This is a genomic window from Streptomyces sp. JL2001 (genome assembly GCF_050917515.1).
In the GTDB taxonomy this organism is placed as follows: domain Bacteria; phylum Actinomycetota; class Actinomycetes; order Streptomycetales; family Streptomycetaceae; genus Streptomyces.
Genome location: NZ_CP169421.1, coordinates 6710448 through 6736585, shown reverse-complemented (window position 1 = coordinate 6736585; position 26138 = coordinate 6710448). Strand labels below are relative to the sequence as shown.

The 26138-nt window shown below is 72.8% G+C and carries 19 protein-coding genes and 1 pseudogene; 13 read left to right on the top strand and 7 right to left on the bottom strand.

The genetic code is table 11. The annotated features are described in order from the left end of the window. Positions 1-207: 207 nt before the first annotated feature. Both ACE1OA_RS30155 and ACE1OA_RS30150 read right to left on the bottom strand, forming a co-directional pair. Positions 208-873 carry a hypothetical protein gene (locus ACE1OA_RS30155; RefSeq protein WP_432753655.1) on the bottom strand — a complete coding sequence of 222 codons (666 nt, stop codon included), beginning with the start codon at positions 871-873 and terminating at the stop codon, positions 208-210. A 393-nt stretch (positions 874-1266) separates the two neighbouring features. Beyond that, the gene (locus tag ACE1OA_RS30150; RefSeq protein ID WP_384870165.1) at positions 1267-1686 is read right to left on the bottom strand and encodes a YjbQ family protein; all 420 of its coding nucleotides are present in this window, start codon (positions 1684-1686) and stop codon (positions 1267-1269) included. 281 nt (positions 1687-1967) lie between these two features. Here ACE1OA_RS30150 and ACE1OA_RS30145 point away from each other — a divergent pair, with 281 nt between their 5' ends. The 5 genes and pseudogenes from ACE1OA_RS30145 to ACE1OA_RS30125 form a co-directional block, all read left to right on the top strand. Beyond that, complete coding sequence (locus tag ACE1OA_RS30145; protein ID WP_432753654.1) at positions 1968-2852, top strand: ABC transporter permease; 885 nt, start codon at positions 1968-1970, stop codon at positions 2850-2852. Beyond that, positions 2825-3568 carry an ABC transporter ATP-binding protein gene (locus ACE1OA_RS30140; RefSeq protein ID WP_356602360.1) on the top strand — a complete coding sequence of 248 codons (744 nt, stop codon included), beginning with the start codon at positions 2825-2827 and terminating at the stop codon, positions 3566-3568. Before ACE1OA_RS30145 ends, ACE1OA_RS30140 begins: the two co-directional genes overlap by 28 nt. Before the next feature lie 17 nt (positions 3569-3585). Continuing rightward, complete coding sequence (locus ACE1OA_RS30135) at positions 3586-4617, top strand: ABC transporter substrate-binding protein (RefSeq protein WP_432753653.1); 1032 nt, start codon at positions 3586-3588, stop codon at positions 4615-4617. Then, positions 4617-5828, top strand: a complete 1212-nt coding sequence (locus tag ACE1OA_RS30130) for an LLM class flavin-dependent oxidoreductase (protein ID WP_432753652.1) — start codon at positions 4617-4619, stop codon at positions 5826-5828. Before ACE1OA_RS30135 ends, ACE1OA_RS30130 begins: the two co-directional genes overlap by 1 nt. A gap of 161 nt (positions 5829-5989) precedes the next feature. Then, positions 5990-7123 (top strand): annotated as a pseudogene (locus ACE1OA_RS30125) (NAD(P)-binding domain-containing protein); the annotation flags it as partial. A 232-nt stretch (positions 7124-7355) separates the two neighbouring features. On the opposite strand, the gene mltG reads toward ACE1OA_RS30125, so the two are convergent. Both mltG and ACE1OA_RS30115 read right to left on the bottom strand, forming a co-directional pair. Further along, positions 7356-8210: an endolytic transglycosylase MltG gene (mltG, locus tag ACE1OA_RS30120; RefSeq protein WP_432753651.1), complete on the bottom strand. Its 855-nt coding sequence runs from the start codon at positions 8208-8210 to the stop codon at positions 7356-7358. 289 nt (positions 8211-8499) lie between these two features. After that, positions 8500-10446, bottom strand: coding sequence for an ABC transporter ATP-binding protein (locus ACE1OA_RS30115; RefSeq protein WP_356779204.1), 1947 nt, complete (start codon positions 10444-10446; stop codon positions 8500-8502). A gap of 311 nt (positions 10447-10757) precedes the next feature. On the opposite strand from ACE1OA_RS30115, the gene ACE1OA_RS30110 reads away from it, so the two are divergent. Beyond that, positions 10758-11177, top strand: a complete 420-nt coding sequence (locus ACE1OA_RS30110; RefSeq protein ID WP_356602626.1) for a MarR family winged helix-turn-helix transcriptional regulator — start codon at positions 10758-10760, stop codon at positions 11175-11177. 36 nt (positions 11178-11213) lie between these two features. After that, positions 11214-14138, top strand: a complete 2925-nt coding sequence (locus ACE1OA_RS30105) for an FAD-binding and (Fe-S)-binding domain-containing protein (protein ID WP_432753650.1) — start codon at positions 11214-11216, stop codon at positions 14136-14138. A 132-nt stretch (positions 14139-14270) separates the two neighbouring features. Here ACE1OA_RS30105 and ACE1OA_RS30100 read toward each other — a convergent pair whose 3' ends face one another. Then, entirely contained in the window at positions 14271-15875 is a 1605-nt protein-coding gene (locus ACE1OA_RS30100) for a peptide-N4-asparagine amidase (protein ID WP_432753649.1), read from the bottom strand. Positions 15876-16052: 177 nt separating this feature from the next. On the opposite strand from ACE1OA_RS30100, the gene ACE1OA_RS30095 reads away from it, so the two are divergent. Both ACE1OA_RS30095 and ACE1OA_RS30090 read left to right on the top strand, forming a co-directional pair. Continuing rightward, positions 16053-17948, top strand: a complete 1896-nt coding sequence (locus ACE1OA_RS30095) for an ABC transporter ATP-binding protein (RefSeq protein ID WP_356602376.1) — start codon at positions 16053-16055, stop codon at positions 17946-17948. Then, on the top strand, positions 17945-19726 hold the full coding sequence (locus tag ACE1OA_RS30090; protein WP_432753648.1) for an ABC transporter ATP-binding protein: 1782 nt from the start codon (positions 17945-17947) through the stop codon (positions 19724-19726). Before ACE1OA_RS30095 ends, ACE1OA_RS30090 begins: the two co-directional genes overlap by 4 nt. A 224-nt stretch (positions 19727-19950) precedes the next feature. Here the strand turns inward: ACE1OA_RS30090 and ACE1OA_RS30085 are convergent, their stop codons facing one another. Continuing rightward, positions 19951-20742, bottom strand: a complete 792-nt coding sequence (locus ACE1OA_RS30085) for a metal-dependent hydrolase (protein WP_356602380.1) — start codon at positions 20740-20742, stop codon at positions 19951-19953. A gap of 70 nt (positions 20743-20812) precedes the next feature. Between ACE1OA_RS30085 and ACE1OA_RS30080 the strand changes: the two genes are divergently transcribed. Both ACE1OA_RS30080 and ACE1OA_RS30075 read left to right on the top strand, forming a co-directional pair. Next, a complete protein-coding gene (locus ACE1OA_RS30080; protein WP_384870186.1) occupies positions 20813-23386 on the top strand; it encodes a DEAD/DEAH box helicase in 2574 nt (857 codons plus the stop codon). Positions 23387-23465: 79 nt separating this feature from the next. Further along, entirely contained in the window at positions 23466-24329 is an 864-nt protein-coding gene (locus ACE1OA_RS30075; protein WP_384870187.1) for an acyl-CoA thioesterase, read from the top strand. A gap of 48 nt (positions 24330-24377) precedes the next feature. Here the strand turns inward: ACE1OA_RS30075 and ACE1OA_RS30070 are convergent, their stop codons facing one another. Continuing rightward, entirely contained in the window at positions 24378-24590 is a 213-nt protein-coding gene (locus tag ACE1OA_RS30070) for a DUF6011 domain-containing protein (protein ID WP_356602386.1), read from the bottom strand. Positions 24591-24638: 48 nt separating this feature from the next. Here ACE1OA_RS30070 and ACE1OA_RS30065 point away from each other — a divergent pair, with 48 nt between their 5' ends. Together ACE1OA_RS30065 and ACE1OA_RS30060 are read left to right on the top strand one after the other, a co-directional pair. Then, on the top strand, positions 24639-25124 hold the full coding sequence (locus ACE1OA_RS30065) for a glutathione peroxidase (RefSeq protein WP_356602388.1): 486 nt from the start codon (positions 24639-24641) through the stop codon (positions 25122-25124). A 192-nt stretch (positions 25125-25316) separates the two neighbouring features. Further along, positions 25317-26105, top strand: coding sequence for a putative protein N(5)-glutamine methyltransferase (locus ACE1OA_RS30060; protein ID WP_432753647.1), 789 nt, complete (start codon positions 25317-25319; stop codon positions 26103-26105). The last annotated feature ends 33 nt before the right edge of the window (positions 26106-26138 follow it).

Here is a 26138-nt window from a genome sequence, read left to right as displayed (position 1 = left end):
ATCCGGCGGCGAAGGCCAACGCCAGTGCCGAGACCAGGAGCGCGGTCCGAGTCACCGCCGATCGGGGGCCGAGTAGTAAGGACCGTCGACGCGCGCCTGGTGATGGATGGCGAGGCAACTGACATTCCCCCGTTTCGGATCGGGACCGAAGGACCGTCGTCGGCCTGCCGGCACGCTGTCGCCGACCTGCCGCGCCTGGGACGGCGATCAATCGCCGGGCCGCGTAACGCCGCCCGCCGCATGAGCCTGGCCGCCCCCGGCCCCGTCCCCGTCGACGGAAACACGGGGGGCGGGAACGACTCCGATCAGCGCCTCGGCCTCACGCACGCCGGCGAGGCGGGCGAAACCGACCGCGTAGTCGTAGACGTCGCGCTGCACGACCCGCAGCGCGGCCCGGCAGGTCTCGTTCTCCGGCCACTCGGACTCCCGGCTGTTGGGGTGGTTCCTCTCGAACTCCTGCAGGCGAGGGTGCCAGTGGGACAAGAACGGCCTGAGCGCCTGGTTGAGCATGGTGATGGCCAGGTATTCCACCGTCTGCCCGCCCGGGACCGCGGCGGAGGGGCGGGCGGCCTTGAGCGTCTCGCGCGTCGTCGCGAAGAGACCGTACATCGACGTGAGGGACTCTCGGACCACTCCTTGATCGCTGGCGAGCGGCTGGGTGGACACCCTCGTGACCGTCTCCACGAACATCTGCCAAGCCACTTGCCGGGAATCGTTGTTGACGGTGAAGGTGAGTTCGCTCAGCTGTGGGACCGTGACCTTCACCTCGGTGAGGCGGGCGGTGCGCTGGTACCACTGCACCACCAGTACCGCCGCCGCGCCCGCGATGCCACCGGTGATCACGAAGAGGCTACGGCTCGTGACCTGGGTCATGCTGAAGACGGCAAGCCCGATGAGCGCGCCGATGAGCGTCGCGCTCAGCAGCCGGAGCGTCGTACTCCGCAGGACCCTCCACCGCTGGTCCTGCCCTCCGCCTGGCTGCCCTGTGCTCATCTGCTCCCGCCGGTCCCTCGTGCCACCGTCCGATACACCTCCCGGTGACCTGACCGGGCCGTACGAACATATCGCCAACAGCTGCTGGAGGGATCCAAAAGGCAGCACGGGCAGCGGAGTTGGCCACGCGTGGCGTGAAGTGATCGCTCGTGGGCGCCGGCTCCGGCCCTGTCGGGCCGGAGCCGTTCCGACAGGGCCTCACCCGCACCCACCCCGACGACGCCCGGTCGCCCGGTCGCTCGCGGGTCCGGGCCGTGCAGATTCCGCCCCGGGTCAGCCCAGGAAGCTCAGTCGTACCTGGCGCTCCAGGTTGTCCTTGTTCGTGTCGACCAGGCAGATCGACTGCCACGTGCCCAGCTGCACGCGGCCGGCCACCACCGGGACCGTCGCGTGCGGTGGGACCAGGGCCGGGAGGACGTGGTCGCGGCCGTGGCCGGGGGTGCCGTGGCGGTGCTGCCAGCGATCGTCGGCCGGCAGGAGGAGGTGGAGGGCGGCCAGCAGGTCCCGGTCGCTGCCCGCGCCCGTCTCGAGGATCGCCAGGCCCGCCGTGGCATGGGGGACGAAGAGGTTGAGGAGGCCGTCGAGGCCCGGGGCCGTCTCGGTGAGGAAGTCGGCGCAGGCGGACGTCAGGTCGGTGACCGACTCGTTCGTGCCGGTGGTCAGAGTGAGGACGCGGGTCGCGAAAGTGGACATAGGTTCATCCTGCCGTTCGTACCGCAAGATCGCGCATCCACACTCCGAGACACCGTTGACCGCGACCGGAACAGGCCGCTACGTTCGCGCCATGTTGCGTACAGCCCTGCTCACCACGCGCGGTCACATCGACCTGCTGCGGGTGGCCTCCGCCGCCTGTCGTCGCGGCTGCTGACGCCTTCTCATCCCCTGACGCAGTGACCACCGTGGTCGCGTGGATCCTCCGCGCCCACGGGCGCTGACGCGTACCTCCCACTCTTCTCCCTTCCCCGGAGCTCTCCATGACGGTCGGCCATGCCCCGCCCGAATCACCGCCGGACATATCCCCCATTTCAGAGGATCGACCTCTGCCCTCCACCGAACTGGAGGAGCTGACACCCGATCACCGATCGGGTCATGGCACCGCCGTGCCGCGCTGGCTCCGACGCACCGTCGGGCCGCTTCTGCTGCTCGTGCTCTGGCAGGTCTTCAGCTCGACCGGCGTCCTGCCGGCCGATGTGCTCGCCTCGCCCGGGACCATCGCCCGGGCCGCCGGGGAGCTCATCGGCGACGGCACACTCCCCCACGCGATGGGCGTGTCCCTCCAACGCGTTGCCGTGGGACTGCTGTTGGGCGGCACGATCGGCGTGTCCCTGGCCCTCGTCTCCGGCCTGTCCCGGCTGGGCGAGGACCTGGTGGACGCGAGCGTGCAGATGCTGCGGACCGTGCCCTGGGTCGGCCTGATCCCGCTGTTCATCATCTGGCTGGGCATCGGCGAGGCCCCCAAGGTGGCCCTCATCGCGCTGGGGGTGGCGTTCCACCTGTATCTCAACGTGTACGCGGGAATCCGCGGGGTCGACGCCCAACTCGTCGAGGCGGGCCAGTCGTTGGGGCTCGGACGGTGGGGACTGATCCGGCACGTCGTGCTGCCCGGCGCGCTGCCGGGCGCCATGACCGGCCTGCGGTACTCGCTCGCCACCGCCTGGCTGGCCCTCGTCTTCGGCGAGTCCATCAACGCCGACGCCGGTATCGGCTTCCTGATGAACCAGGCCCGGGAGTTCTTCCGCACCGACGTCATCGTCGTCTGCCTCGTCGTCTACGCCTTCCTCGGCCTGCTGGCCGACGCCGTCGTCCGCACTCTCGAAAGGCTGCTGCTCCAATGGCGACCGACCTTCACCGGGCAGTGACCCTCAAGGGGCTGACCCGCTCCTTCGACGGCCGTCCCGTCATCGACGACCTCGATCTGACGCTGAACGCGGGCGAGTTCACGGCGCTCCTGGGTCACAGCGGCTGCGGCAAGTCCACACTCCTGCGGGTCCTGGCCGGCCTCGACCGGGACATCTCCGGGACCGTCCTCGTCCCCAAGCGCCGGGCCGTCGCGTTCCAGGCCCCCCGCCTCATGCCCTGGAAGCGGGTGTGGCGCAACGTCCTGCTGGGACTCCCCGGCAGGCCCGACCGGGCCGTGGCCGAGCAGGCCCTGGAGGAGGTCGGGCTGGCCCACCGGACCGGTGCGTGGCCCAAGACGCTGTCCGGCGGCGAGGCCCAACGCGCCTCACTCGCACGGGCGTTGGTACGCGAACCGGATCTGCTGCTGCTCGACGAGCCGTTCGGCGCCCTCGACGCCCTCACCCGTATCAAGGCCCAGCGACTCGTCGCCGACCTGTGGCAGCGGCGCGGCTGCGCGGTGCTGCTCGTCACGCACGACGTCGACGAGGCCCTGCTGCTCGCGGACCGGGCGCTGGTGATGCGTGACGGCGTCATCGCGTACGACACACCCGTCGCGCTCGACCGGCCCCGCGCCACCGGCGACCCCGCGTTCGCCGCCCTCCGCACCCGCCTGCTCGCCGAACTCGGCGTCGACGAGGACGCCGCCGACGGCGACGCCCTCCGTCCCGCCGCCTGAACACGAAGGAACACCCCGTGAAGCGCTCTCTCCTGCCCGCCGCCCTGCTGCTGCCGCTGGCTCTGCTCGCCTCCGCCTGCACCACCGCCTCCGTCGCCGACTCCGCCTCGAACTCGGACGGCAAGGGATCGCTCGTCCTCAACGTCGGCGACCAGAAGGGCGGCTCCGAAGCCGTCCTGCGCGCCGCCGGAGAACTCGACGACCTCGGCTATCGCATCAAGTGGTCGACCTTCACCTCCGGACCACCCCTCCTGGAGGCGGGCAACGCCAAGGCCGTCGACTTCGGCTCCGTCGGCAACACGCCGCCCGTCTTCGCCGCCGGGGCGAACTCGAAGATCACCGTGGTCGCGGCGACCCACGGGGACTCGGCGGGCGAGACGATCCTGGTCCCCTCCGACTCCCCGCTGCGCAAGCCCGAGGACCTGAAGGGCAGGACGGTCGCCGTCGCCCAGGGCAGCTCCGCCCACTTCCAGCTGATCGCCTCGCTGAAGCGGGCCGGGCTCTCGCTCGCCGACGTCAAGGTGACGCTGCTCCAGCCGGCGGACGCACTGGCCGCGTTCACCAGCGGGAAGGTCGACGCCTGGGCCGTCTGGGATCCGTACACCTCGCAGGTCCTGCAGAGCGGCAAGGGCCGCGTGCTGACCGACGGCCGCGGCGTGGTCAACGGGCTCGGCTTCCAGGTGGCCTCGCCGTCGGCGCTCGCCGACAAGGAGAAGGCGGCCGCGATCGGCGACCTCATCGAGCGACTGCGCCGCGCCCAGGACTGGGTCCACAAGCACCCCGAGGCGTGGGCCAAGGTCTGGGCGAAGGAGACGGGCCTGCCGTACGAGGTGGCGCTCGCCGCGGTGAAGCGCAGCAACGGAACCCGGATCCCGGTCGCCCTGGACCAGGCCGCCATCGACTCGGAACAGAAGATCGCGGACACCTTCGCCGAACTGGGTCTGATTCCCCGGCGGTTCGCATTCGCCGACTACGTCGACGACCGCTTCGACAAGAACCTGCCGCCGTCCACCACCCCGGCGCGGCTCTACGGAAAGGGCAACTCCTGATGACCGTCCATCTGCACTGGTTCCTGCCGACGGGCGGCGACGGCCGCACCCTGGTCGACCGGCACGCCTACACCGACGGAGGGATCACCCGGCCGCGTACGGTCAGCGGGGTGCGGGCCCCCGACATCGAGTACCTCGCGCAGATCGCCAAGGCGGCGGAGCGGCTGGGCTTCGAGGCCGTGCTGACGCCCACCGGGACGTGGTGCGAGGACGCCTGGCTGACGACCGTGGCGCTCGCGCAGCACACCGAACGCCTCAAGTTCCTCGTCGCCTTCCGCCCCGGCGTCATCTCCCCCGTGCTGGCCGCGCAGATGGCGTCGACCTACCAGCGGATCACCCGCGGCCGGCTGCTGCTGAACGTGGTGACCGGCGGCGACTCCATCGAGCAGCGGCGCTTCGGCGACCACCTCGACCACGACCGGCGCTACGCGCGCACCGCCGAGTTCCTCTCGGTCGTGCGGGGCGTGTGGGCCGGGAAGCCGTACGACTTCGACGGCGAGCACTACCAGGTGGAGGGCGGGCTCACGGCGCTGCCGCCGGACCCGCTGCCGGAGATCTTCTTCGGCGGTTCGTCGGAGGCGGCGGGCCCGGTCGCGGCCGAGCACGCGGACGTCTACCTGACCTGGGGCGAACCGCCGTGGCAGGTCAAGGAGAAGATCGACTGGATCCGCCGGCTCGCGGAGGAGCGCGGCCGTACGGTGCGGTTCGGCATCCGGCTGCACACCATCTCGCGTGACTCGTCGCGCGAGGCGTGGGCGACGGCGGACCGGCTGCTCTCCGACCTCGATCCGGAGACCGTGGCCGCGGCACAGCAGACGCTCGGCCGCAGCGAGTCGGTCGGGCAGCAGCGGATGCTCGCGCTGCACCGCGGCGGTTCGCTGGAGCGCGACAAGCTGGAGATCTCTCCGAACCTGTGGGCGGGCGTGGGACTCGTCCGGGGCGGCGCCGGCACCGCCCTGGTCGGCAGCCGCGCGGACGTGGCCGACCGGATCGAGGAGTACCACGACCTGGGCGTGGAGCACTTCGTCCTGTCGGGATACCCGCACCTGGAGGAGGCGTACTGGTTCGGCGAGGGGGTGACGCCGGAGCTCGCGGCGCGCGGCCTGCTGCCGACCATCCCGGCGTCGCCGCTGCTCGGTGTCCCCGCGTCCAACGGCAGGCCCGCCTCCGCTCCGGGCGGAGCGCCGCTGCTGGTCGGAGGCGGGAGGTAGGCGGACCGGCCGGCGGCGCGGGGCCGCCCGCGCCGCCGGCCTGCGAGCGGGCGCCGTACGGGGGCGCCCGGGACGGGCGCCCTGCGCATCCCCCGGCGAGGGGAACGCGGGGCGCCGCCCGGTCCGGGAAGATCCTCGCGCGCGCCACGGTTAGTGGAATCGTGAACGATTTCGAGGTGAAGGCGAAGGCGACGGTCCGGGACATCGACGTGGTCGTGATCGGTGCCGGTCAGGCGGGCCTCTCGGCCGCCTACCACCTGCGGCGCACCGGTCTGCGGCCCGACCGGGACTTCGTCGTCCTCGACCACGCGCCGCGCCCCGGCGGCGCCTGGCAGTTCCGCTGGCCGTCCCTCACCTACGGCAAGGTGCACGGCATGCACGCGCTGCCGGGGATGGAGCTCACCGACGCCGACGCGAGCCGGCCCTCGTCGGAGGTGATCGGGGCCTACTTCACCGCGTACGAGGAACGCTTCGACCTGCGGGTCCACCGGCCCGTGGAGGTGTCCGCGGTACGCGACGCCGGTGCCGGTGCCACCCCCGACTCCGGCGCGGACCCGGACCCGGACGGGACGGGGACACCCGGTCGGCTGCTGGTCGAGACGTCCGAGGGGACGTACCGCACCCGGGCGCTCATCAACGCCACAGGCACCTGGGACCGTCCGTTCTGGCCGCGCTACCAGGGACAGGAGACCTTCCGCGGGCGTCAGCTGCACACCGCGGACTACCCCGGGCCCGAGGCGTTCGCGGGCCTGCGGGTGATCGTTGTCGGCGGCGGCGCCTCCGGCACCCAGCACCTGATGGAGATCGCCGAGTTCGCGGCACGGACCACCTGGGTGACCCGGCGTGAACCGGTCTACCGCGACGGCCCGTTCGGCGAGATGGAGGGCCGGGCGGCGGTCGCCCTGGTCGAGGAGCGGGTGCGGCAGGGACTGCCGCCGCAGAGCGTCGTCTCCGTCACCGGCCTCCCGCTCAACGACTCGATCAAGCGGGCCCGGGAGCAGGGCGTCCTGGACCGCAACCCCATGTTCGACCGCATCACGCCCACCGGAGTGGCCTGGGACGACGGCCGCACCGTGGACGCCGACGTGATCCTGTGGGCGACCGGGTTCCGCGCCGCCATCGACCACCTGGCACCGCTGAGGCTGCGCGAGCCCGGCGGCGGCATCCGGTTGGACGGCACGCGCGCGGTCCGGGACGCGCGCGTCCACCTGGTCGGCTACGGTCCGTCCGCCTCGACCATCGGCGCCAACCGGGCGGGCCGGGCGGCCGTCGGCGAGATCCGGCGCCTGCTGCGGCGCGAGGAGCGGGAGGAACGGGAACAGGGCGGGCTGCCGGGGCAGGACCCGGCACGCTTGCCGGAGGAGAACCGGGCACGGATACCGGGGCAGGACCGGGCGCAGGTGCCGGCGGAGGCCGGCGGGCCACTGCGGGACGGGGCGGGGGCGCGGGTCGCGGAGGCGTTCGCCGGGCTGACGCGGGGGCCTTCGGCGCCCTGCCCGTCCGGCCTCCGGCCGGAGCGCCGTTCCGTCAGTCCGCCTTCGCCGCGCCCCGCTGCGCGTTGAAGTCGGCGACGTTGGCCTGGTGTTCGGCGTAGTCCGCGGTGAACCGGGTGTCGCCCGGCTTCACGGTCACGAAGTAGAGCCAGTCCCCCTTCGCGGGGGCGATCGCGGCCGACATGGCGTCCTCCCCCGGGTTCCCGATCGGCGTGGGCGGCAGCCCCGCCCGGGTGTAGGTGTTGTACGGGCCGGGGATCCGGGTGTCCGCCCGGGTGACGTCGACGGTCGAGCGTCCGAGGGCGTAGTTCAGGGTCGAGTCCATCTGGAGCGCCATGCCGCGGGCGAGCCGGTTGTGGACGACCCGGGACACCTTGGCCATGTCCTGCGCGCTGTCCGCCTCGGCCTGCACGATGCTCGCGACGATCACGGCCTGGTACACGCTCAGTCCGTTGCGCCGGGCGCCGGTGGCGAAGTCGTCTGCGGCGAACCTCTGCTTGGCCGTGTCCACCATGTAGCGCAGCAGGGACCGCGGCGTCGTCCCGGCCGGCACGGGATAGGTCGCCGGGAACAGGTAGCCCTCCGGGTTGCCCGCCGCGGCGGCCGGGAGTCCGAGCGTGGTGCCGTCCCCGCCCGCGGCTCCGCGGGTCGCTCCCGCCGCGAGGCCGAGGGAACGGTCGACGGCCGTGTACACCTGTCCGGCACGCCAGCCCTCGGGGATCAGCAGGGTCCGCGGCTTCTCCACCGCGGGCTCGTCCCGTGTCAGCAGCAGGGGCAGGGTGATCGCGGCGGCCACGGCGACCGCGAGCGTGACGAGCACCGTCAGCCGGCCGCGGCGGGTCAGCCGGGTGCGGCGACGACGGGCGGGCTGCCAGGACCGGTGCGTCATGCGCGCACGCTAACCCGGTGTCCGGGCGAATCCGCGGACCCCGCACACGCGGCGGCGCCGCCGGTCCCCTGGGACGGGGGGCCGGCGGCGCCGTGGCACTGCGATCGTCAGACGAGCCAGCCCAGGAAGTGGAGGACGCCGGCGAGCAGGTTGGTGATCACGTTCATGGTGGTGCTTCTCCTCGTACAGGTGCATCAGTGGGACTGCGCAGTCACGGTCTGCAGCCCGTCGCTTGCGCACCGTCATCATCATGCGACGCACGGGAGCGGGGCAACGAAAAGCGGAACGATCACACGTTCTGGGGAACAACCGCTCCCGCGTTCGTCTGTTCGCTTCCGGAGCCGAGGGCCGCACCGGGTGCGGCCCCTTCGGCGACCTCGCCGGCGTCGGCGGTCCCGGCCCGCGGGGCGCCCGCCGCGGCTCCGCCGGAGGCGGATTCCGCGTCCCGGCGCACGAGTCCGGCGTAACGGCCGTCCTGGGCGAGGAGCTGCTCGTGCGTACCGCGCTCGGCGATCCGGCCGGACTCCAGGACGACGATCTGGTCGGCGTCGCGGACGGTGGAGAGCCGGTGCGCGATGGTGATCGTCGTCCGCCCGGCGGAGAGCGCGTCGATGGCCCGCTGCACCGCGTGTTCGGTGCGGGTGTCCAGCGCGCTGGTCGCCTCGTCCAGGATCAGCACGGGCGGGTCGCGCAGGATCGTCCGGGCGATCGCCAGACGCTGCTTCTCACCGCCCGAGAAGCGGTAGCCGCGCTCGCCGACCAGGGTGTCGTATCCGTCCGGCAGGGAGTCGATGTGGTCGTGGATCTGCGCGGCGCGCGCGGCGGCCTCGATCTCCTCGTCCGTGGCGTCGGGCTTGGCGAAGCGCAGGTTGTCCGCGACCGAGGCGTGGAAGAGGTAGGTCTCCTGGGAGACGACGCCGACGGCCCGGGCGAGGGTGTCGAAGTCCAGGTCGCGCACGTCGACCCCGTCGAGCAGTACGCGGCCGCCGGTCACGTCGTACAGCCGGGGCACGAGGTAGCTGAGGGTGGACTTCCCGGAGCCGGTGGCGCCGACGACGGCGAGGCTGCCGCCGGCGGGAACGGCCAGGTCGATGCCGCTGAGCGTCGCCGTGCCGGACGCCTCGCGGTCGTAGTGGAAGTCGACGCCCTCGAAGGCCACCTCGCCGCTGATCTTCGCCAGCCGGACCGGCTCCGCGGGCTCCGTGATGTCGACGGGCAGGTCGAGGTACTCGAAGATGCGCTGGAAGAGGGCCAGGGACGTCTGCATCTGCACGCCGGTGGACAGCAGGCTCACGGCGGGCCGGAAGAGGCCCTGCTGGAGCGAGACGAAGGCGACCAGGGTGCCCAGCGATATGGCGGGCCCGCCGGACTGGAGGGCCAGCCCCGCGGCCCAGTAGATGAGGGCCGGCATGGCGGCCATGACGATGCCGATCGTCGACATCCGCCACCGGCCGGCCATGGAGGAGCGCACTTCGAGGTCGACGAGGCGCTCGGACTCCTCGGCGAAGGACGTGGTCAGCGAGTCGGCGCGGCCCATGGTCCGGCCGAGCAGGATGCCGCTGACGGAGAGGGACTCGGTGACGGTCGCGGCCATGGCGGCCATCTGCTTCTGGCGCTGCGTGGTGATCTTCTTGCGCTCGCGGCCGACCCGGCGGCTGATCCAGACGAACACCGGCAGCAGGAGCAGCGAGACGACCGTGAGCCGCCAGTCGAGCGCGAGCATGGCGACGACGGTGGCGACGACGGCGGTGAGGTTGGAGACCAGGGAGGTGGCGGTCGAGGTGACCGTCGCCTGCATGCCGCCGATGTCGTTGGCGATCCGGGACTGGACCTCGCCGGTGCGCGTGCGGGTGAAGAAGGCCAGCGGCATCCGCTGGAGCTGGGCGTAGACCGCGGTTCGCAGGTCGTGCATCACCCGCTGTCCGACGGTGGTGGAGATCAGGGTCTGCAGCACGCCGAAGACGCTGGTCATGACGGCCGTCGCGATCATGCCCAGGGCGAGCAGGCTGAGCAGCCCGGTGCGCCCCTGGGGGATGGCGGTGTCGAGGATCTCCCTGAGGAGGAACGGCGAGGCGACCGAGACCAGCGACGAGGCGCCGACCAGCAGTCCGACGACGGCGAGGCGCCCGCGGTAGGGCCGGAAGAGGCGCAGGATGCGCCGGACCTGCGCCGGCTCCTTGGGCTCCGCGGGATCGCGGCTGGGAGGTGTCCAGGTGGACTGTTCGTGGGGGTGCATGAGCTCCTACGAGAGGTGAGACAGTACGGCGGATGAGAGCCTAGCTCATTGTTACCTATACTCACAATGAACCAGGTCCTGATATTGTTCCGGGCATGAGCACCCCGGTTCCCGGCATGAATACCCCGGACGCCCCGAGCCTCCCGCAGGGCGCGGACGTCCCTCAGGACACGGACCGCCCCGCAGGTGCGGCGAGCCAGGACGCACCGCGCCACCCGGCGGCCACCGGCCCGACGGGCGGCACCGACGGCACCGACGGCACCGACGGCCTCGTCCGCACCGTCCGCACGGGCGGCACCGACGCCGACGGACTGCTGGCCGAGCAGCTGCTACGCCTCACCCGCCGCCTGCACCGCATCCAGAAGCTGCACCTGGAGCCGGTGGGCATCACCCCCGCTCAGTCCCGCCTGCTGCGCACCGTCGCGCACTACGACCGTCCGCCCCGGATGGCGGACATCGCCGCCCGCCTGGAGGTCGTCCCACGAGCCGTGACCAGCCTCGTCGACGGTCTCGAAGCCGCCGGCCGGGTGCGCCGGGTCGCCGACCCGACCAACCGCCGGGTGGTGCGGATCGAACTGACCGACGCGGGACGCGCCACGCTGCGCGCGCTGCGCAGCGCGCGCCGGGCCGCCGCAGAGGACATCCTTGCTCCATTGACCGTCGATCAGCGCGAGGAGCTCGGAGGTCTGCTGTCCGCTCTGGTCGACCCCGGGCCGGAGCGCCGCTGCTGACCTCGGGGCACCGGGAGCGCCGAGGGGAGCCGTGCCATGCCGCTGCTGGAGCCGAACCCGCAGGCCCTACGCCCCGGTGGGCGGCGCAGACCGGCTCCGGACCGGGTCCCCGACCTCCAGGCCCAGGGCACGCCGCGGCACCTGCGGGAGGAGCTGGCCGCGGTCCTCGGCGCGGAGAAGGTGCTCGCGACGGTCTCCGATCTGGTGCGGTACGCCTCCGACGCGAGCCCCTACCGGTTCGTCCCGCAGGTCGTGGTGGTCGCTCAGGACATCGACGACATCTCCGCCGTGCTCTCCTACGCGCACGGCAAAGGCCGTGAAGTGGTCTTCCGGGCGGCCGGCACCAGCCTGAACGGTCAGGCTCAGGGCGAGGACATCCTGGTGGACGTGCGCCGGCACTGGGTGGGCGTCGAGGTCCTGGACGACGGCGCCCGGGCCAGGATCCGGCCCGGCACCACCGTCGTGCGCGCCAACGTCGCCCTCGCCCCGTACGGCCGGGTCCTCGGCCCCGACCCGGCCAGCGCGGTGGCCTGCACGATCGGCGGCGTCGTCGCCAACAACGCCTCGGGGATGACGGCCGGGACCACCCGGAACTCGTACCGGACCGTCGCCTCCCTCACGTTCGTCCTGCCGAGCGGCACCGTCGTCGACACGGCGGATCCGGACGCCGACGAGGAGCTGTCCCGCGCCGAGCCGCGCCTGTGCGCCGGGCTGCTGGCGCTCAAGGCCGAGATCGAGGCCGACCCGGAGCTCACGGCCCGGATCCGCGCCAAGCACACCATCAAGAACACCAACGGCTACCGGCTGGACGCCTTCCTGGACGGCGCCACCCCGGTGGAGATCCTGCGCGGGCTGATGGTCGGCTCGGAGGGCACCCTCGGCTTCATCGCCGAGGTCGTCTTCGACACCCTGCCGCTGGACCGCGAGGTGTCGACGGCGCTGCTCTTCTTCCCCTCGCTGCCGGCCGCCGCCGCGGCCGTGCCGCACTTCAACGACGCCGGGGCGGTCGCGGTCGAGCTGATGGACGGCAACACGCTGCGGGCCTCGGTCAGCGTGGCCGGGGTGCCGGCCGACTGGGCGGGACTGCCGCGGGAGACGGCCGCGCTGCTGGTGGAGTTCCGCGCCCCGGACCTCGCGGCCCTGGAGACGTACGAGGCGAGGGCGGCGGGCGTCCTGGAGCGGCTGGAGCTGGTCGCTCCCGTCGCCTCGGTCGACAACGCCTTCACCCGCGACGCGAGGACGATCGCCGGGTACTGGAAGGCGCGCAAGGCGTTCGTGACCGCGGTGGGCGGTTCGCGGCCGGCCGGTACGACGCTGATCACCGAGGACTTCGCGGTGCCGCCGGCCCGGCTCGCCGAGGCCTGCGCCGAACTGCTGGAGCTGCAGGCCCGGCACGGCTTCGACGCGGCCGTCGCCGGGCACGCCGCGCACGGGAACCTGCACTTCCTCCTCGCCTTCGACGCCGGTGAACCGTCGGACGTCGAGCGGTACGCGGCGTTCATGGACGCGTTCTGCAAGCTGACCGTGGAACGCTTCGACGGCTCGCTGAAGGCGGAGCACGCGACCGGGCGCAACATCGCGCCGTACCTGGAGCTGGAGTGGGGGCCCCGGGCGACGGAGCTCATGTGGCGCACGAAGGAGCTGATCGACCCGGACGGGGTACTCGCCCCGCGGATCGTCCTGGACCGCGATCCGCACGCGCACCTGCGCGGCCTGAAGACGATTCCGAGGGTCGAGGCGATCGCCGACCCGTGCATCGAGTGCGGCTTCTGCGAACCGACCTGCCCCAGCCACGACCTGACGACGACTCCGCGCCAGCGGATCGTGCTGCGCCGGGAGATGCTGCGGCAGCGCGACGGGTCCCCGGTCGAGACGGCCCTGCTGGAGGAGTACGGCTACGACGCCGTGGACACCTGTGCCGCTGACTCGACCTGCAAGCTCGCCTGCCCCGTGGGGATCGACACCGGGGCGCTGATGAAGGAGTTCCGGCACGAGCGGCACTCCGCGCGCGAGGAGCGGATCGCCGCGCTCACCGCCCGGAACTTCCGTGCAGTGGAGGCGTCCGCGCGGCTCGCGGCCGCCGCGGCCGACCGGGTCGGCGACCGGTTCCTGGCGTCGGTGACCGCCCTGGCACGCACGGCGGTACGGCCGGACCTCGTACCGAAGTGGCTGCCGGAGATCCCCGGTGCGGCGCCTCGCCGCCTTCCGCGCACCCACCGCCCGGCGGCGGTCGCCGTCTACTACCCGGCGTGTGTGAACCGGATCTTCGGCGGTCCCGCCGGCCGGCGCGGCCCCTCGCTGCCCGAGGCGGTGGTGACGCTGTCGGCCCGGGCCGGAAGGCCGGTGTGGATCGCCCAGGACGTCGCCGGTACGTGCTGTGCGACGATCTGGCACTCCAAGGGGTACGTACGCGGCAACGAGGTGATGGCGAACCGGATCGTCGAGGCGGCCTGGGGCTGGACGGCGGGCGGGCGGTTGCCGCTGGTGGTCGACGCCTCCTCGTGCGCCCTCGGCATCGCGCACGAGGTGGTTCCCCATCTGACCGAGGAGAACCGGGAGTTGCACGCGGAGCTGACCGTGATCGACTCCCTCGTGTGGGCGGCGGACGAGTTGCTGCCGCGTCTGACGGTGCGCCGCAAGGTCGGGTCGGCGGTGGTCCATCCGACGTGCTCCATGCGGCATCTGGGGGACGAGGACCGGCTGACCGCGCTCGCCGCCGCCTGCGCCGACGAGGTCGTGGTGCCGGCCGACGCGGGCTGCTGCGCCTTCGCCGGCGACCGGGGCATGCTGCATCCCGAGCTGACGGCCTCCGCGACGGCCCGTGAGGCGGCGGAGGTGACGGCGCGGCCCTTCGACGCGCACCTGTCGGCCAACCGGATGTGCGAGATCGGGATGGACCGGGCGACCGGGCGGAGCTACGAGTCGGTGCTGCTGGCCCTGGAGCGGGCGACGCGCCCCTGAGCCGGGGGCGGGCGGCGCCGGGCCTTGCCGTGCGGACCGGCACCGGCTCCGCGGCCGGCGCGGAGCCGGTGCCGGCGGCGTCGGGTTCGGGAGCCCCGGACCCGGCGCCGCGCCGCGCGGCGGCGGGGGTGTTCAGCAGCGCCGGCGGTCCTCCGTGACCGTGCCCTGGACGGTCTTCAGGCTCCGGTCGTAGCAGCCGTCCGAGCCGTACACCCGATAGTGCTGGGCCGTGGTCCCGACGGCGTGACGCTGGTCGCGCGGCACTCCGGTGGTGTAGGTGGCGTCGCCGCCGTAGGTGTCGTCGAGGTGCGAGAAGGACAGCGGCCTCCCGTCGCGCAGGACGACGGTGTCGGCGCGGTCCCCGAGGGTGAGGACGGTCCGCAGCCGGTCCCCGGCACCGACGGTCGTCTCGCCGTCCATGGTGTAGGCGCGGTGGGTGCGGGTGCTGGTGCGGCCCACGGTCACGGTCTCGTCGTCGGTCCACCGGGCGGTGAGGGCGTCGGGGTTCTCGCCCTCGCCCCAGCGGTGCACGGAGGTGTTCGCGAGGGTACGGGTGACGGTGGTGTCGACGCGGCCGTGCGAGGTGTCCAGGTGGCCGGCGACGGTGAGCCGGTGGCCGCCGTCGGTGTCGAGGCGGTGGACCTCCCCCGGCGTGTGCACCGAGGAGTTGCGCGGGGCGGAGAGTTCGTACCGGTCGAGCGCGCCGGTGACGACGGCCCGGCCCCCGTCCTGCCACAGGAGCAGGTTGGTGGGGGTGGACCAGCCGGTCTGCCCGGCGGGCACACCGGCCACCGACACCTCGACGCGGTGGGCGCGGCCGTCGTTGAGGAGGGCGGCGAAGGGGGTCAGGTCGTAGACGACGGGCCGGATGTCGAAGGCGCGCGGGCCGGGAGTGACGTACCAGAGGAAGGGGTTGGACCAGCCGCCGGTCCACACGGTCGGGAACGGGGCGGCGATGCCCGCGGTGCGGCCGTCCACGGAGATCCGCACTTCGCGGTACGGGCCGTCGGTCGCCTTGCAGGAGTAGGGGGCGGCGTCCGGGACGGTCAGGTACCAGTACTCCTCGCAGCCGCCGCCGGAGCCGGTGGCGTACACCTCGGCCAGCAGGCGTTCGGTGTTGCGCGGGGTGGTGACGGTCGGGGTGTCGAGCGGGATCACCCGGTCGGGGGTGTCGGCGACGGGCGCCGTCCTCCCCCGCGCGGTGTGGAAGGTGAGGGTGACGCGGACGTCGAGGACGCCGGTGTAGGTCTCGTTCACGACATTGCCGATGAGCATCTCGACCGGCTGCGGGCGGCTGAGGGTGTCGCGGTAGCGCGTGACGTCCTTCTCCACCGACCAGGTGATGCCGTCGGGCGAGGGTTGCGGAGTGGAGGTGCGGAAGATCTCCACGCCGCCGACCGCGACGTGGCCGAGCCGGTCGTACTGACGCCCCTTCACCTGTCCTTCGAGGCGCAGGACGACCTTGTTCCAGCGGGTGCCGCACTCCTTCGGCGGGGCGTAACTCCCTTTGTACGGGGTGAAGTCGCGGAACCGCGCGGCGGCGAGGACGACCTCGCAGGAGCGGGTGCCGGGGACCGTGACGGGCGGCGCGGCGGTCACCGGGTCGTGCCAGTCACTGGTGAACTCGGGGGGCGGGGTGCCGGTCGGGCCGTCCGCCGCCGCCGGCTGCGCGGTGAGGAGGGCGCCGGCGGCCAGCACGAGCCCGCCGATCATGCTCATGATCTTCTGAGGCCTCATGGCAGGCGAGTGAAGCGCGGGGCGTCGGTGGCGTCCAGAGGGCGTCGGGGGATCTTGGCGCGTTCTGTGCCGATTGCCAGAAAATCGATTGCCGCCTCCGGCGCCGGAGGGCCAACCTTGCACGGTTTGGAGCCCCGGCCACCGTCGGGGACACGCACCGGAAGACCCTGGGACGCCATGCAGATTCGCGATCTACCGTACGCCGACCCAGGGGCCCCGGATGTCCGCTCGGGCACCCGGTTCCTCCTCTGGCTCGGCCGACGCCAACTCGGCGGGCAGCTCAGGTCCACCCTGTGGGGCCTGCTCCTCCAGCTGTCCATCGCCGCGCTGCCGCTCGCCGTGGGCCTCGCCGTGCAGGCGGTCGTCGACCGCGACGAAGGCCGCCTCTGGCTGGCCGGCGGCCTGCTGGCGCTGCTGGGCGTGACCCTCGCCGTCGGCGACATGATGCTGCACCGCACCGCCGTGACGAACTGGATCACGGCGGCCGCCCGGGTGCAGCAGCTGCTCGCGCGCAAGACGGCCGAGCTGGGCTCCCTGCTGACCCGGCGGGTCGCCGCGGGCGAGGTCGTCGCGGTCTCCACCGGGGACGTCGAGAAGATCGGCTGGTTCGTCGAGGCGCTGTCCCGGTTCGCGGCGGCGGCCCTGACACTGGTCGTCGTCTGCGTGGGCCTGGTCCTCTACCAGCCCGCTCTGGGTGTCGTCGTCGCCGTGGGCGTCCCCGTGCTCGCCCTCGCCGCGCTGCCGTTGCTGCCCCGCGCCACCCGCCGGGCCGACGAGCAGCGCGAGAAGGCGGGCCGCGCCACCGAACTGGCCTCGGACACGGTGGCGGGACTGCGGGTGCTGCGGGGCATCGGCGGCGAGGAGCTCTTCCTCGGCCGCTACCGCGCCGCCTCCCAGGAGGTCCGCCGGGCAGCCGTCCGCAGCGCCCGCATGTGGGCGCTGATCGCCGCGATCCAGGTCCTGCTGCCGGGTGCGCTGCTCATCGCGGTGGTGGCGTACGGGGCGCGTCTCGCCCTGGACGGCCGGATCAGCGTCGGCGAACTCGTCACCGTCTACGGCGCGGTGATGCTGACCCATCACCCGTTGCGGAACTTCGAGGAGATCGCCATGGCCTTCTCCTTCTCCCGGCCGTCCGCCAAGCGGGCCGCCCGGGTCCTCTCGCTGACCCGGACGACGACCGCGGCCGGGGCCTCCCGGAGCGGAACCCGTGAGCAGGGCGCGACCGGCGACCTGTACGACCCGGTGACCGGGCTCCTGGCCCCCGCGGGCCGCCTCACCGCGGTCGTGTGCGGGGACCCCGACGCCGCCGGACGGCTGGCGGAGCGCCTCGGCGGCCACCCGGCGGATCCCGGTGAGGGCCACTCCTCCGTGCTCCTGGGCGGGGTGCCGCTCGACGAGCTGGACCTCGACGCGGCGCGGACCGCCGTGCTCGTCCAGGACAAGGACCCCGTCCTCCTCTCGGGCACGCTGCGCGAACTGCTCGACGTCCCCTCCTCGGGGGCCGTCCGGGCGGAGGACGCCCTGGCCGCCGCGCAGTGCGGGGACGTGCTCGACGCGCTCGCCCAAGCGTCCGTGGACACCGACGGCGACCCGATGCGCACCCGGATCACCGAACGCGGCCGGTCGCTCTCCGGCGGCCAGCGACAACGGCTCGCCCTGGCCCGCTCCCTGGTCACCGACCCGGAGGTGCTCGTCCTGGACGAGCCGACCTCGGCGGTCGACTCGCACACCGAGGCGCGCGTCGCGGCGGGCGTCAGGAAGCTGCGGGCGGGCGGGACGACGGTGGTGCTGACCTCGTCGCCGCTGCTGCTCGACCTCGCCGACCGGGTCGTGCTGCTCGACGGGGACGCGGTGGCGGCGGTCGGCACCCACCGCGAGCTGCTGCGCGACGCCCCGCTCTACCGGGCGGTCGTCACCCGGGAGACCGACGAGGAACAGGCCGCGTCCGCCGCACCCGGGACACCGGTGGCATCCACGGCGCCGGGGAACCCCGCCGGGCCCGGCACGCTCGACGGCCTCCGCGGCCTCGACGGGATGGAAGAACTCCCGGCGCTGGAAGGAGAGTCGGCATGATCGGCCTGGCGCCACCGACATACGATCCGGCGGCCCCACAGTCGGCGGCCACCCTGCCCGTCGGGACGGCGACGACCGTCCGCGGGTACGTCCGCGGTCTGCTGCGCCGCCATCGCAGGGCGTTCGCCCTGCTCATCGGCGTCAACGCGGTCGCGGTCCTGGCCTCCATGGCCGGTCCCCAGCTCCTCGGCTCGCTCGTCGAGCGGCTGAGCGACGGCGGCCGGGAGCTCCATCTGGAGCGCACCGTCGCCCTGTTCGCCGTCGCGGTCGTCGTACAGACCCTCTTCGTGCGGCTGGTGCGGCTACGGGGCGCGATGCTCGGCGAGGAGATGCTGGCCGACCTGCGCGAGGACTTCCTCGTCCGTTCGGTCGGGCTGCCGCCGGGGGTCCTGGAACGGGCCGGGACCGGCGATCTGCTGTCCCGGATCACCACGGACGTCGACCGGCTGGCCAACGCGATGCGGGAGGCCGTGCCGCAGCTCGTGATCGGTGTCGTCTGGGTGGGACTGCTGATCGGCGGCCTGACCCTGACCGCGCCGCCCCTGGCCCTCGCGATCCTGATCGCCGCGCCGCTGCTGATCGCGGGCTGCCGGTGGTACTTCCGGCGGGCACCGGCGGCGTACCGCTCGGAGGCGGCGGGGTACGCGGCCGTCGCCGGGGCGCTCGCCGAGACCGTCGACGCCGGCCGCACGGTGGAGGCGCACCGCCTCGGCGCGGGCCGGATCGCCCTGTCCGACCGGCGCATCCGGGAGTGGACGGCCTGGGAGCGGTACACCCTCTTCCTGCGGTCGGTGCTCTTCCCCGTCGTCAACCTCACGCACGTCACCGTCCTCGCGGCCGTGCTGCTGCTCGGCGGGGCCTTCGTGCTGCGCGGCTGGATCGACGTCGGGCAGCTGACCACGGGCGCGCTGCTGGCGCAGATGCTGGTGGATCCGATCGGCATCGTCCTGCGCTGGTACGACGAACTCCAGGTGGCACAGGTGTCGTTGGCCCGGCTGGTCGGCGTCCGGGAGATCGAGCCGGACGCGGGCGACGCGGATCTGCGGCCCGAGGGCCGTACGGTCCGGGTGGACGAGGTGCGCTTCGGCTACCGCGAGGGGGTCGACGTCCTGCACCGGGTGTCGATGGACGTCCCGCCGGGCACCCGGCTGGCCCTGGTGGGTCCCTCCGGCGCCGGCAAGTCGACGCTCGGCCGGCTGCTGGCGGGCATCTACGCCCCGCGCACCGGCACGGTGACCCTCGGGTCCGCCGAGCTGGCCGACATGCCGGCGGAGCGCGTCCGCGAGCACGTGGCCCTGGTCAACCAGGAGCACCACGTCTTCGTCGGCTCGCTCCGCGACAACCTGCTGCTCGCCCGGACGGGTGCCGAGGACGCCGAACTGTGGGCGGCGCTCGGCGCGGTGGACGCGGACGGCTGGGCGCGCGCGCTGGACGCGGGCCTGGACACCGAGGTGGGGTCGGGCGGGCTCGCGCTGACCCCGGCGCAGGCCCAGCAGATCGCCCTGGCCCGCCTCGTCCTGGCCGATCCGCACACACTGGTCCTGGACGAGGCGACCTCGCTCCTCGACCCGCGGGCCGCTCGTCACCTGGAACGCTCGCTGGCCCGGGTCCTGGAGGGGCGCACGGTCGTCGCGATCGCCCACCGGCTGCACACCGCGCACGACGCGGACGTGATCGCGGTGGTCGAGGAGGGCAGGATCAGCGAGCTGGGCAGCCACGACGAACTGGTCGCGGCGGACGGCGCGTACGCGGCGCTGTGGAGGTCGTGGCACGGCTGACCGTGCCACGGGCCCGGTGCCGGCGCGTCCGGGCCCGTCCGGGGCCCCCACCACGGGAGGCCGCGGACTGGCCCGGACGGGCCGGGCATCCCCGGCCGCGAACAGCCCTGGGGCCCGGCGGCGGACGGCGGACGAACAGTCGGACGGGCGTCACTCTGCGTGAACACCGTGCCGGAGGCATCGATGCACCGGGCTCAGGAGCACCGGGCGCGGCAGCGCCGGGGTCAGAGGTAGCCGAGGGCAGACGCGGCGCCCACCCCGCCGAGCAGCATGAAGGCCGGCATGAGGACCTTCAGCTCGACCCAGCTGCCGGCGCGGAACCGCAGCGCCTTCGGCGGCCCGACCGGGTACCAGCGCTTGCGGCCCACCGGGATCGGCCACAGTATCGGGCAGCCGGAGACGGTCAGCGCGTCACCGATGTCGTGTACCAGCGCGCCGAGGAGGATCGGCGCTCCCAGCCACAGGTAGTCCTGCTGCGTGCCGGTGAAGAACCAGTCCGAGCCGTTGCCCGGCTGGTCCAGGACGCCGGCGAGGATCCAGGCGCTGGTGGCACCCAGCAGCCAGACCAGGATGTCGCTGGAGACCCGCGCGGCCCGCCACAGCAGGCCCTCGACGGCCAGGACCAGGTGGACGAAGAGGATCGCCAGGACCGCCCAGCGGCCTCCGGTGACGGCCACGGCGGAGGCCCCGGCGCCGATGAGGGCGGCCCAAAGCCAGGTGTGGGTCAGCGTGCGGTGTCCCCCGGACCTGCGGGGGTCCGCCGTGGAGCGGGTGGCCTTGTAGACGGCGTACGACAGCTTGTCGACGATCTCGCACAGGCCCTTGGACACCGGCCCGAAGGCGCGCGAGATGGTCGCGGACTTGTGGTCGAGGTCCGGCGCGAGGGCGGCTCCGGCGCAGATGAGCGCTCCGACGACGAGTACCGGCCACGGCATCGGATGCCCCAGGGCGGCCGACGCGGCGCCCACACCCAGCCAGGCCGCTGCTCCGGACAGCGAGTGCGCCGGTCCCATCATGGTCGTCCCGCCCCATTCCTCACGCGCCGGCGTGCAGTTGACGACCGGTCGACAGGGCAGCGTATCGCCCGTGATCTTCGTTCCGATGGCCGGTTCCCGCATCCGACCGGAATCCAGGCAAGATGGGGGCGTGACCCTTATCGATCAGCTGCCGCCGAACGCCGACCCCGATGCCCTCTTCGAGGCCTTCACCTCTTGGGCGGAGGGCCGGGGCATCACCCTCTACCCGGCCCAGGAGGAGGCGCTGATCGAGGTGGTCTCCGGGGCGAACGTGATCCTCTCGACGCCCACCGGATCGGGAAAGTCGCTGGTCGCGGCCGGTGCGCACTTCGCCGCGCTGGCCAACGACCAGGTGACCTTCTACACCGCGCCGATCAAGGCGCTGGTCTCGGAGAAGTTCTTCGACCTCTGCAAGCTCTTCGGCACCGAGAACGTCGGCATGCTGACCGGCGACGCCTCCGTGAACGCGGACGCCCCGGTCATCTGCTGCACGGCCGAGGTGCTGGCCTCGATCGCGCTGCGGGACGGCAAGGACGCCGACATCGGCCAGGTCGTCATGGACGAGTTCCACTTCTACGCGGAGCCCGACCGCGGCTGGGCCTGGCAGATCCCGCTGCTCGAACTGCCGCAGGCCCAGTTCGTCCTCATGTCGGCGACGCTCGGCGACGTGGCGATGTTCGAGAAGGACCTCACCCGGCGCACCGGCCGGCCCACCTCGGTGGTCCGCTCGGCCACCCGCCCGGTCCCGCTGTCGTACGAGTACGAGCTGACCCCGATCACGGAGACGCTGACCGAGCTCCTGGAGACCAAGCAGGCACCGGTCTACATCGTCCACTTCACCCAGGCGCAGGCCGTCGAGCGGGCGCAGTCGCTGATGAGCATCAACATGTGCTCGCGCGAGGAGAAGGACCGGATCGCCGAGCTCATCGGCAGCTTCCGCTTCACCACCAAGTTCGGCCAGAACCTCTCGCGCTACGTGCGTCACGGCATCGGCGTGCACCACGCGGGCATGCTGCCCAAGTACCGCCGCCTCGTCGAGAAGCTGGCCCAGGCGGGTCTGCTGAAGGTCATCTGCGGCACGGACACGCTCGGCGTGGGCGTCAACGTCCCCATCCGTACGGTGCTGTTCACGGCGCTCACCAAGTACGACGGCAGCCGGGTGCGGACGCTGCGCGCGCGGGAGTTCCACCAGATCGCGGGCCGCGCGGGCCGCGCCGGTTTCGACACGGCGGGCTTCGTGGTCGCGCAGGCCCCCGAGCACGTCATCGAGAACGAGAAGGCGCTCGCCAAGGCCGGCGACGACCCGAAGAAGCGCCGCAAGGTCGTCCGCAAGAAGGCACCCGAGGGCTTCGTCGCCTGGAGCGACACCACCTTCGAGAAGCTGATCGGCTCCGAGCCCGAACCGCTGACCTCGCGGTTCAAGGTCACGAACATCATGCTGCTGTCGGTGATCGCCCGGCCCGGCAACGCCTTCGAGGCGATGCGCAAGCTGCTGGAGGACAACCACGAGCCGCGCAAGGCGCAGCTGCGGCACATCCGGCGGGCCATCGCGATCTACCGCTCGCTGCTCGACGGCGGTGTCGTGGAGCAGCTCGACACCCCGGACGCCGAGGGGCGCACCATCCGGCTCACGGTCGACCTCCAGCAGGACTTCGCGCTCAACCAGCCGCTCTCCACGTTCGCGCTGGCCGCGTTCGACCTGCTGGACCCGGAGTCGCCGTCGTACGCCCTCGACATGGTGTCGGTGGTCGAGTCGACCCTCGACGACCCGCGGCAGATCCTCGCCGCCATGCAGAACAAGGCGCGCGGCGAGGCGGTCGGGCGGATGAAGGCGGACGGCGTCGAGTACGAGGAGCGCATGGAGCGGCTCCAGGAGATCTCGTACCCGAAGCCGCTGGAGGAGCTCCTCTGGCACGCGTACAACGTCTACCGGAAGTCGCACCCGTGGGTGGGGGACCACCCGGTCTCCCCGAAGTCCGTCATCCGTGACATGTACGAACGCGCGCTTTCCTTCACGGAGTTCACGTCCTGGTACGAGCTGGCGCGGACCGAGGGCATCGTGCTGCGCTATCTCGCGAGCGCGTACAAGGCCCTGGACCACACCATCCCGGACGACCTGAAGACCGAGGACCTCGAGGACCTGATCGAGTGGCTGGGCGAGATGGTCCGCCAGGTCGACTCCTCGCTGCTCGACGAGTGGGAGCAGCTGGCCAACCCCGAGGTCGAGTCGGCCGAGGAGGCCCAGGAGAAGGCCGACCAGGTCAAGCCCGTCACGGCGAACGCCCGCGCCTTCCGGGTCCTGGTCCGCAACGCGATGTTCCGCCGGGTCGAGCTGGCGGCCCTGGACAACGTCGACGCGCTGGGCGAGCTGGACGCCGAGTCGGGCTGGGACGCGGACGCCTGGGGTGAGGCGATGGACGCGTACTGGGACGAGTACGACGACCTGGGCACCGGTCCGGACGCGCGCGGTCCGAAGCTGCTGTCGATCGAGGAGGACGCGGCGCACGGTCTGTGGCGCGTCCGGCAGACCTTCGCCGACCCGAACGGCGACCATGACTGGGGCATCAGCGCGGAGGTGGATCTCGCCGCCTCCGACGAGGAGGGCCGCGCCATCGTCCGTGTGACGTCCGTGGGGCAGCTGTAGGAAGCGTCCTGCCGGTCGGGCACGGCACGATCGGCAGGACACCCTGGAACCAACCCGCCGGCACCGAAGGAGCGCAGCCGTGACCAACCCCGCCGAGAGGCTCGTCGACCTGCTGGACCTGGAGCCGATCGAGGCGAACATCTTCCGCGGCCGGAGCCCGCAGGAGTCGCTGCAACGGGTCTTCGGCGGCCAGGTCGCCGGCCAGGCCCTGGTGGCGGCCGGCCGGACGACCGAGGGCGACCGGCCTGTGCACTCGCTGCACGCCTACTTCCTGCGCCCCGGACGGCCGGGGGTCCCGATCGTCTACCAGGTCGAGCGGGTGCGGGACGGGCGCTCGTTCACCACCCGCCGGGTCACCGCGATCCAGCAGGGCCGCACGATCTTCAACCTGACGGCCTCCTTCCACCGGCCGGAGGAGTCGGGTCTGGAGCACCAGCTGCCGCCGCGGCACGTGCCGGATCCGGAGACCCTGCCGAAGGTCGCGGACGAGATCCGCGACCATCTGGGCGCGCTCCCGGAGGCGCTGGAGCGGATGGCCCGGCGCCAGCCCTTCGACATCCGCTACGTCGACCGGCTGCGCTGGACGAAGGACGAGGTCAAGGGTGCGGACCCGCGCAGCGCGGTCTGGATGCGGGCGGTCGGCCCGCTGGGCGACGATCCGCTGGTGCACACCTGCGCGCTGACGTACGCCTCGGACATGACGCTGCTGGACGCGGTCCGCATCCCGGTCGAGCCGCTGTGGGGGCCGCGCGGCTTCGACATGGCGTCGCTGGACCACGCGATGTGGTTCCACCGTCCCTTCCGGGCGGACGAGTGGTTCCTCTACGACCAGGAGTCGCCGATCGCGACGGGCGGCCGGGGGCTGGCCCGAGGCCGGATCTACGACCGCGAGGGCAGGCTGCTGGTGTCGGTGGTGCAGGAGGGGCTGTTCCGGAAACTGTGAGACCCGCGCGGGGGACGGCCGCCGTGGCGCGTCGTCCCGTCCGTTCCTTCAGGTGCCGGGCAGCGGGTCCTGCTCGACCTCGTGGCGGCGGGCGCGGATGTCCGGGCCCGGGGGATGGAGCTTGGCGTCGCAGGACGGCCCCAGTCCCGTGCGGCGGGACTCCGTCCCGGTCAGCGGCCGGCCGCACAGGCGGCACCGGATCCGCCGGGGCTCCCCGTCCGGTGCGGAATCGATCGCGATTGCCAGTGGTTCATCACCCATGTTGGGATCCAACCCTATGACCGACCCCGTTCTCACGAGGAGCAGTCCATGAGCCTGTACGACATTCCGCTGCGCACCCTGACCGGCGACCCGATCTCGCTGGCCGACTACCGCGACCAGGCCGTCCTGGTCGTGAACGTGGCGTCCAAGTGCGGTCTGACCCCGCAGTACGCCGGCCTGGAGCGGCTGCAGAAGGAGTACGGGGAGCGCGGCTTCACGGTGCTGGGTGTGCCCTGCAACCAGTTCGCGGGCCAGGAGCCGGGCAGCGCCGACGAGATCCAGACCTTCTGTTCCGCGACCTACGGCGTGTCCTTCCCCCTGCTGGAGAAGACCGACGTGAACGGCGACGGCCGCCACCCCCTCTACACGGAGCTGACGAAGACGGCGGACTCCGAGGGCGAGTCCGGGGACATCCAGTGGAACTTCGAGAAGTTCCTGATCGGCCGCGACGGTGAGGTGACGCGCTTCCGCCCGCGCACCGAGCCCGAGGCGCCCGAGGTCGTCGCCGCGATCGAGGCGCAGCTCGCGGTCTGAGACGAGACCTGTCGGGCGGTCCGCACGGGACGGCGATGTCGATCATGTAATGTGTGCGATTCCAGCAGAGATCGACCGAGGAGGTGGGCCCCATCAACGCCATGCAGGCAGGGTGCTCCCCCTCGACGAACGTGTGGTCCGCCCGACACAGGTGACCACGGGAGCGCCCCATCGGCTTCCCGGAAGGTTTCCATGTCGCTCGACCCTTCTCTCTCCCTTCGCTCCGCCACCGTCTCCCGACTGCGCGCCGCCGGCTGCGTGTTCGCCGAGGACGAGGCGGAGCTGCTCTTCTCCGCGGCGCGCAGCTCCGCCGAACTCGACACCATGCTCACGCGGCGCGCGGACGGCCTGCCCCTGGAGCACGTCGTCGGCTGGGCGGAGTTCTCCGGTCTGCGGATCGCCGTGGACCCGGGGGTCTTCGTGCCCCGGCGCCGCACCGAGTTCCTCGTGTCCCAGGCCGTGGGTCTGGCCGGTCCGGGCGCCGTCTGTGTCGACCTGTGCTGCGGCTCCGGCGCGGCGGGCGCGGTGCTCCTCTCCGCCGTGCAGGGCGCCGAGGTGCACGCCTCCGACATCGAACCGGCGGCCGTGCGCTGCGCGCGCCGCAACGTCGAGCCGCGCGGTGGCCGGGTCCACGAGGGCGACCTGTTCGCGCCCCTGCCGGACTCCTTGCGCGGCCGGGTCGAGGTCCTGGTGGCCAACGTGCCGTACGTGCCGAGCGAGGAGGTCGCCCTGCTGCCGCCCGAGGCGCGCGAGCACGAGCCCCTGGTGGCGCTGGACGGCGGCGCGGACGGCCTCGCGGTGCTGCGGCGGGTGGCGGCGGAGGCCGCGCACTGGCTCGCGCCCGGCGGGCATCTGCTCGTGGAGACGAGCGAGCGGCAGGCGGACCGGGCGGTCGCCGTGGTGGCCGACCGCGGCCTGACCCCGTGGGTGGTGTGCTCGAAGGAGCTGTACGCGACCGTGGTCGTCGCCACGCGCGACTGATCCGGACGCCGGGGTCTCCCCGTGCCGGACGGT

Bases quoted from the DNA above. Each gene is read 5' to 3' on its own strand.
- ACE1OA_RS30155 (WP_432753655.1), bottom strand. From the start codon at position 873: ATGACCCAGGTCACGAGCCGTAGCCTCTTCGTGATCACCGGTGGCATC.
- ACE1OA_RS30150 (WP_384870165.1), bottom strand. From the start codon at position 1,686: ATGTCCACTTTCGCGACCCGCGTCCTCACTCTGACCACCGGCACGAAC.
- ACE1OA_RS30145 (WP_432753654.1), top strand. From the start codon at position 1,968: ATGACGGTCGGCCATGCCCCGCCCGAATCACCGCCGGACATATCCCCC.
- ACE1OA_RS30140 (WP_356602360.1), top strand. From the start codon at position 2,825: ATGGCGACCGACCTTCACCGGGCAGTGACCCTCAAGGGGCTGACCCGC.
- ACE1OA_RS30130 (WP_432753652.1), top strand. From the start codon at position 4,617: ATGACCGTCCATCTGCACTGGTTCCTGCCGACGGGCGGCGACGGCCGC.
- mltG (WP_432753651.1), bottom strand. From the start codon at position 8,210: ATGACGCACCGGTCCTGGCAGCCCGCCCGTCGTCGCCGCACCCGGCTG.
- ACE1OA_RS30115 (WP_356779204.1), bottom strand. From the start codon at position 10,446: ATGCACCCCCACGAACAGTCCACCTGGACACCTCCCAGCCGCGATCCC.
- ACE1OA_RS30105 (WP_432753650.1), top strand. From the start codon at position 11,214: ATGCCGCTGCTGGAGCCGAACCCGCAGGCCCTACGCCCCGGTGGGCGG.
- ACE1OA_RS30100 (WP_432753649.1), bottom strand. From the start codon at position 15,875: ATGAGGCCTCAGAAGATCATGAGCATGATCGGCGGGCTCGTGCTGGCC.
- ACE1OA_RS30095 (WP_356602376.1), top strand. From the start codon at position 16,053: ATGCAGATTCGCGATCTACCGTACGCCGACCCAGGGGCCCCGGATGTC.
- ACE1OA_RS30090 (WP_432753648.1), top strand. From the start codon at position 17,945: ATGATCGGCCTGGCGCCACCGACATACGATCCGGCGGCCCCACAGTCG.
- ACE1OA_RS30085 (WP_356602380.1), bottom strand. From the start codon at position 20,742: ATGATGGGACCGGCGCACTCGCTGTCCGGAGCAGCGGCCTGGCTGGGT.
- ACE1OA_RS30070 (WP_356602386.1), bottom strand. From the start codon at position 24,590: ATGGGTGATGAACCACTGGCAATCGCGATCGATTCCGCACCGGACGGG.
- ACE1OA_RS30065 (WP_356602388.1), top strand. From the start codon at position 24,639: ATGAGCCTGTACGACATTCCGCTGCGCACCCTGACCGGCGACCCGATC.
- ACE1OA_RS30060 (WP_432753647.1), top strand. From the start codon at position 25,317: ATGTCGCTCGACCCTTCTCTCTCCCTTCGCTCCGCCACCGTCTCCCGA.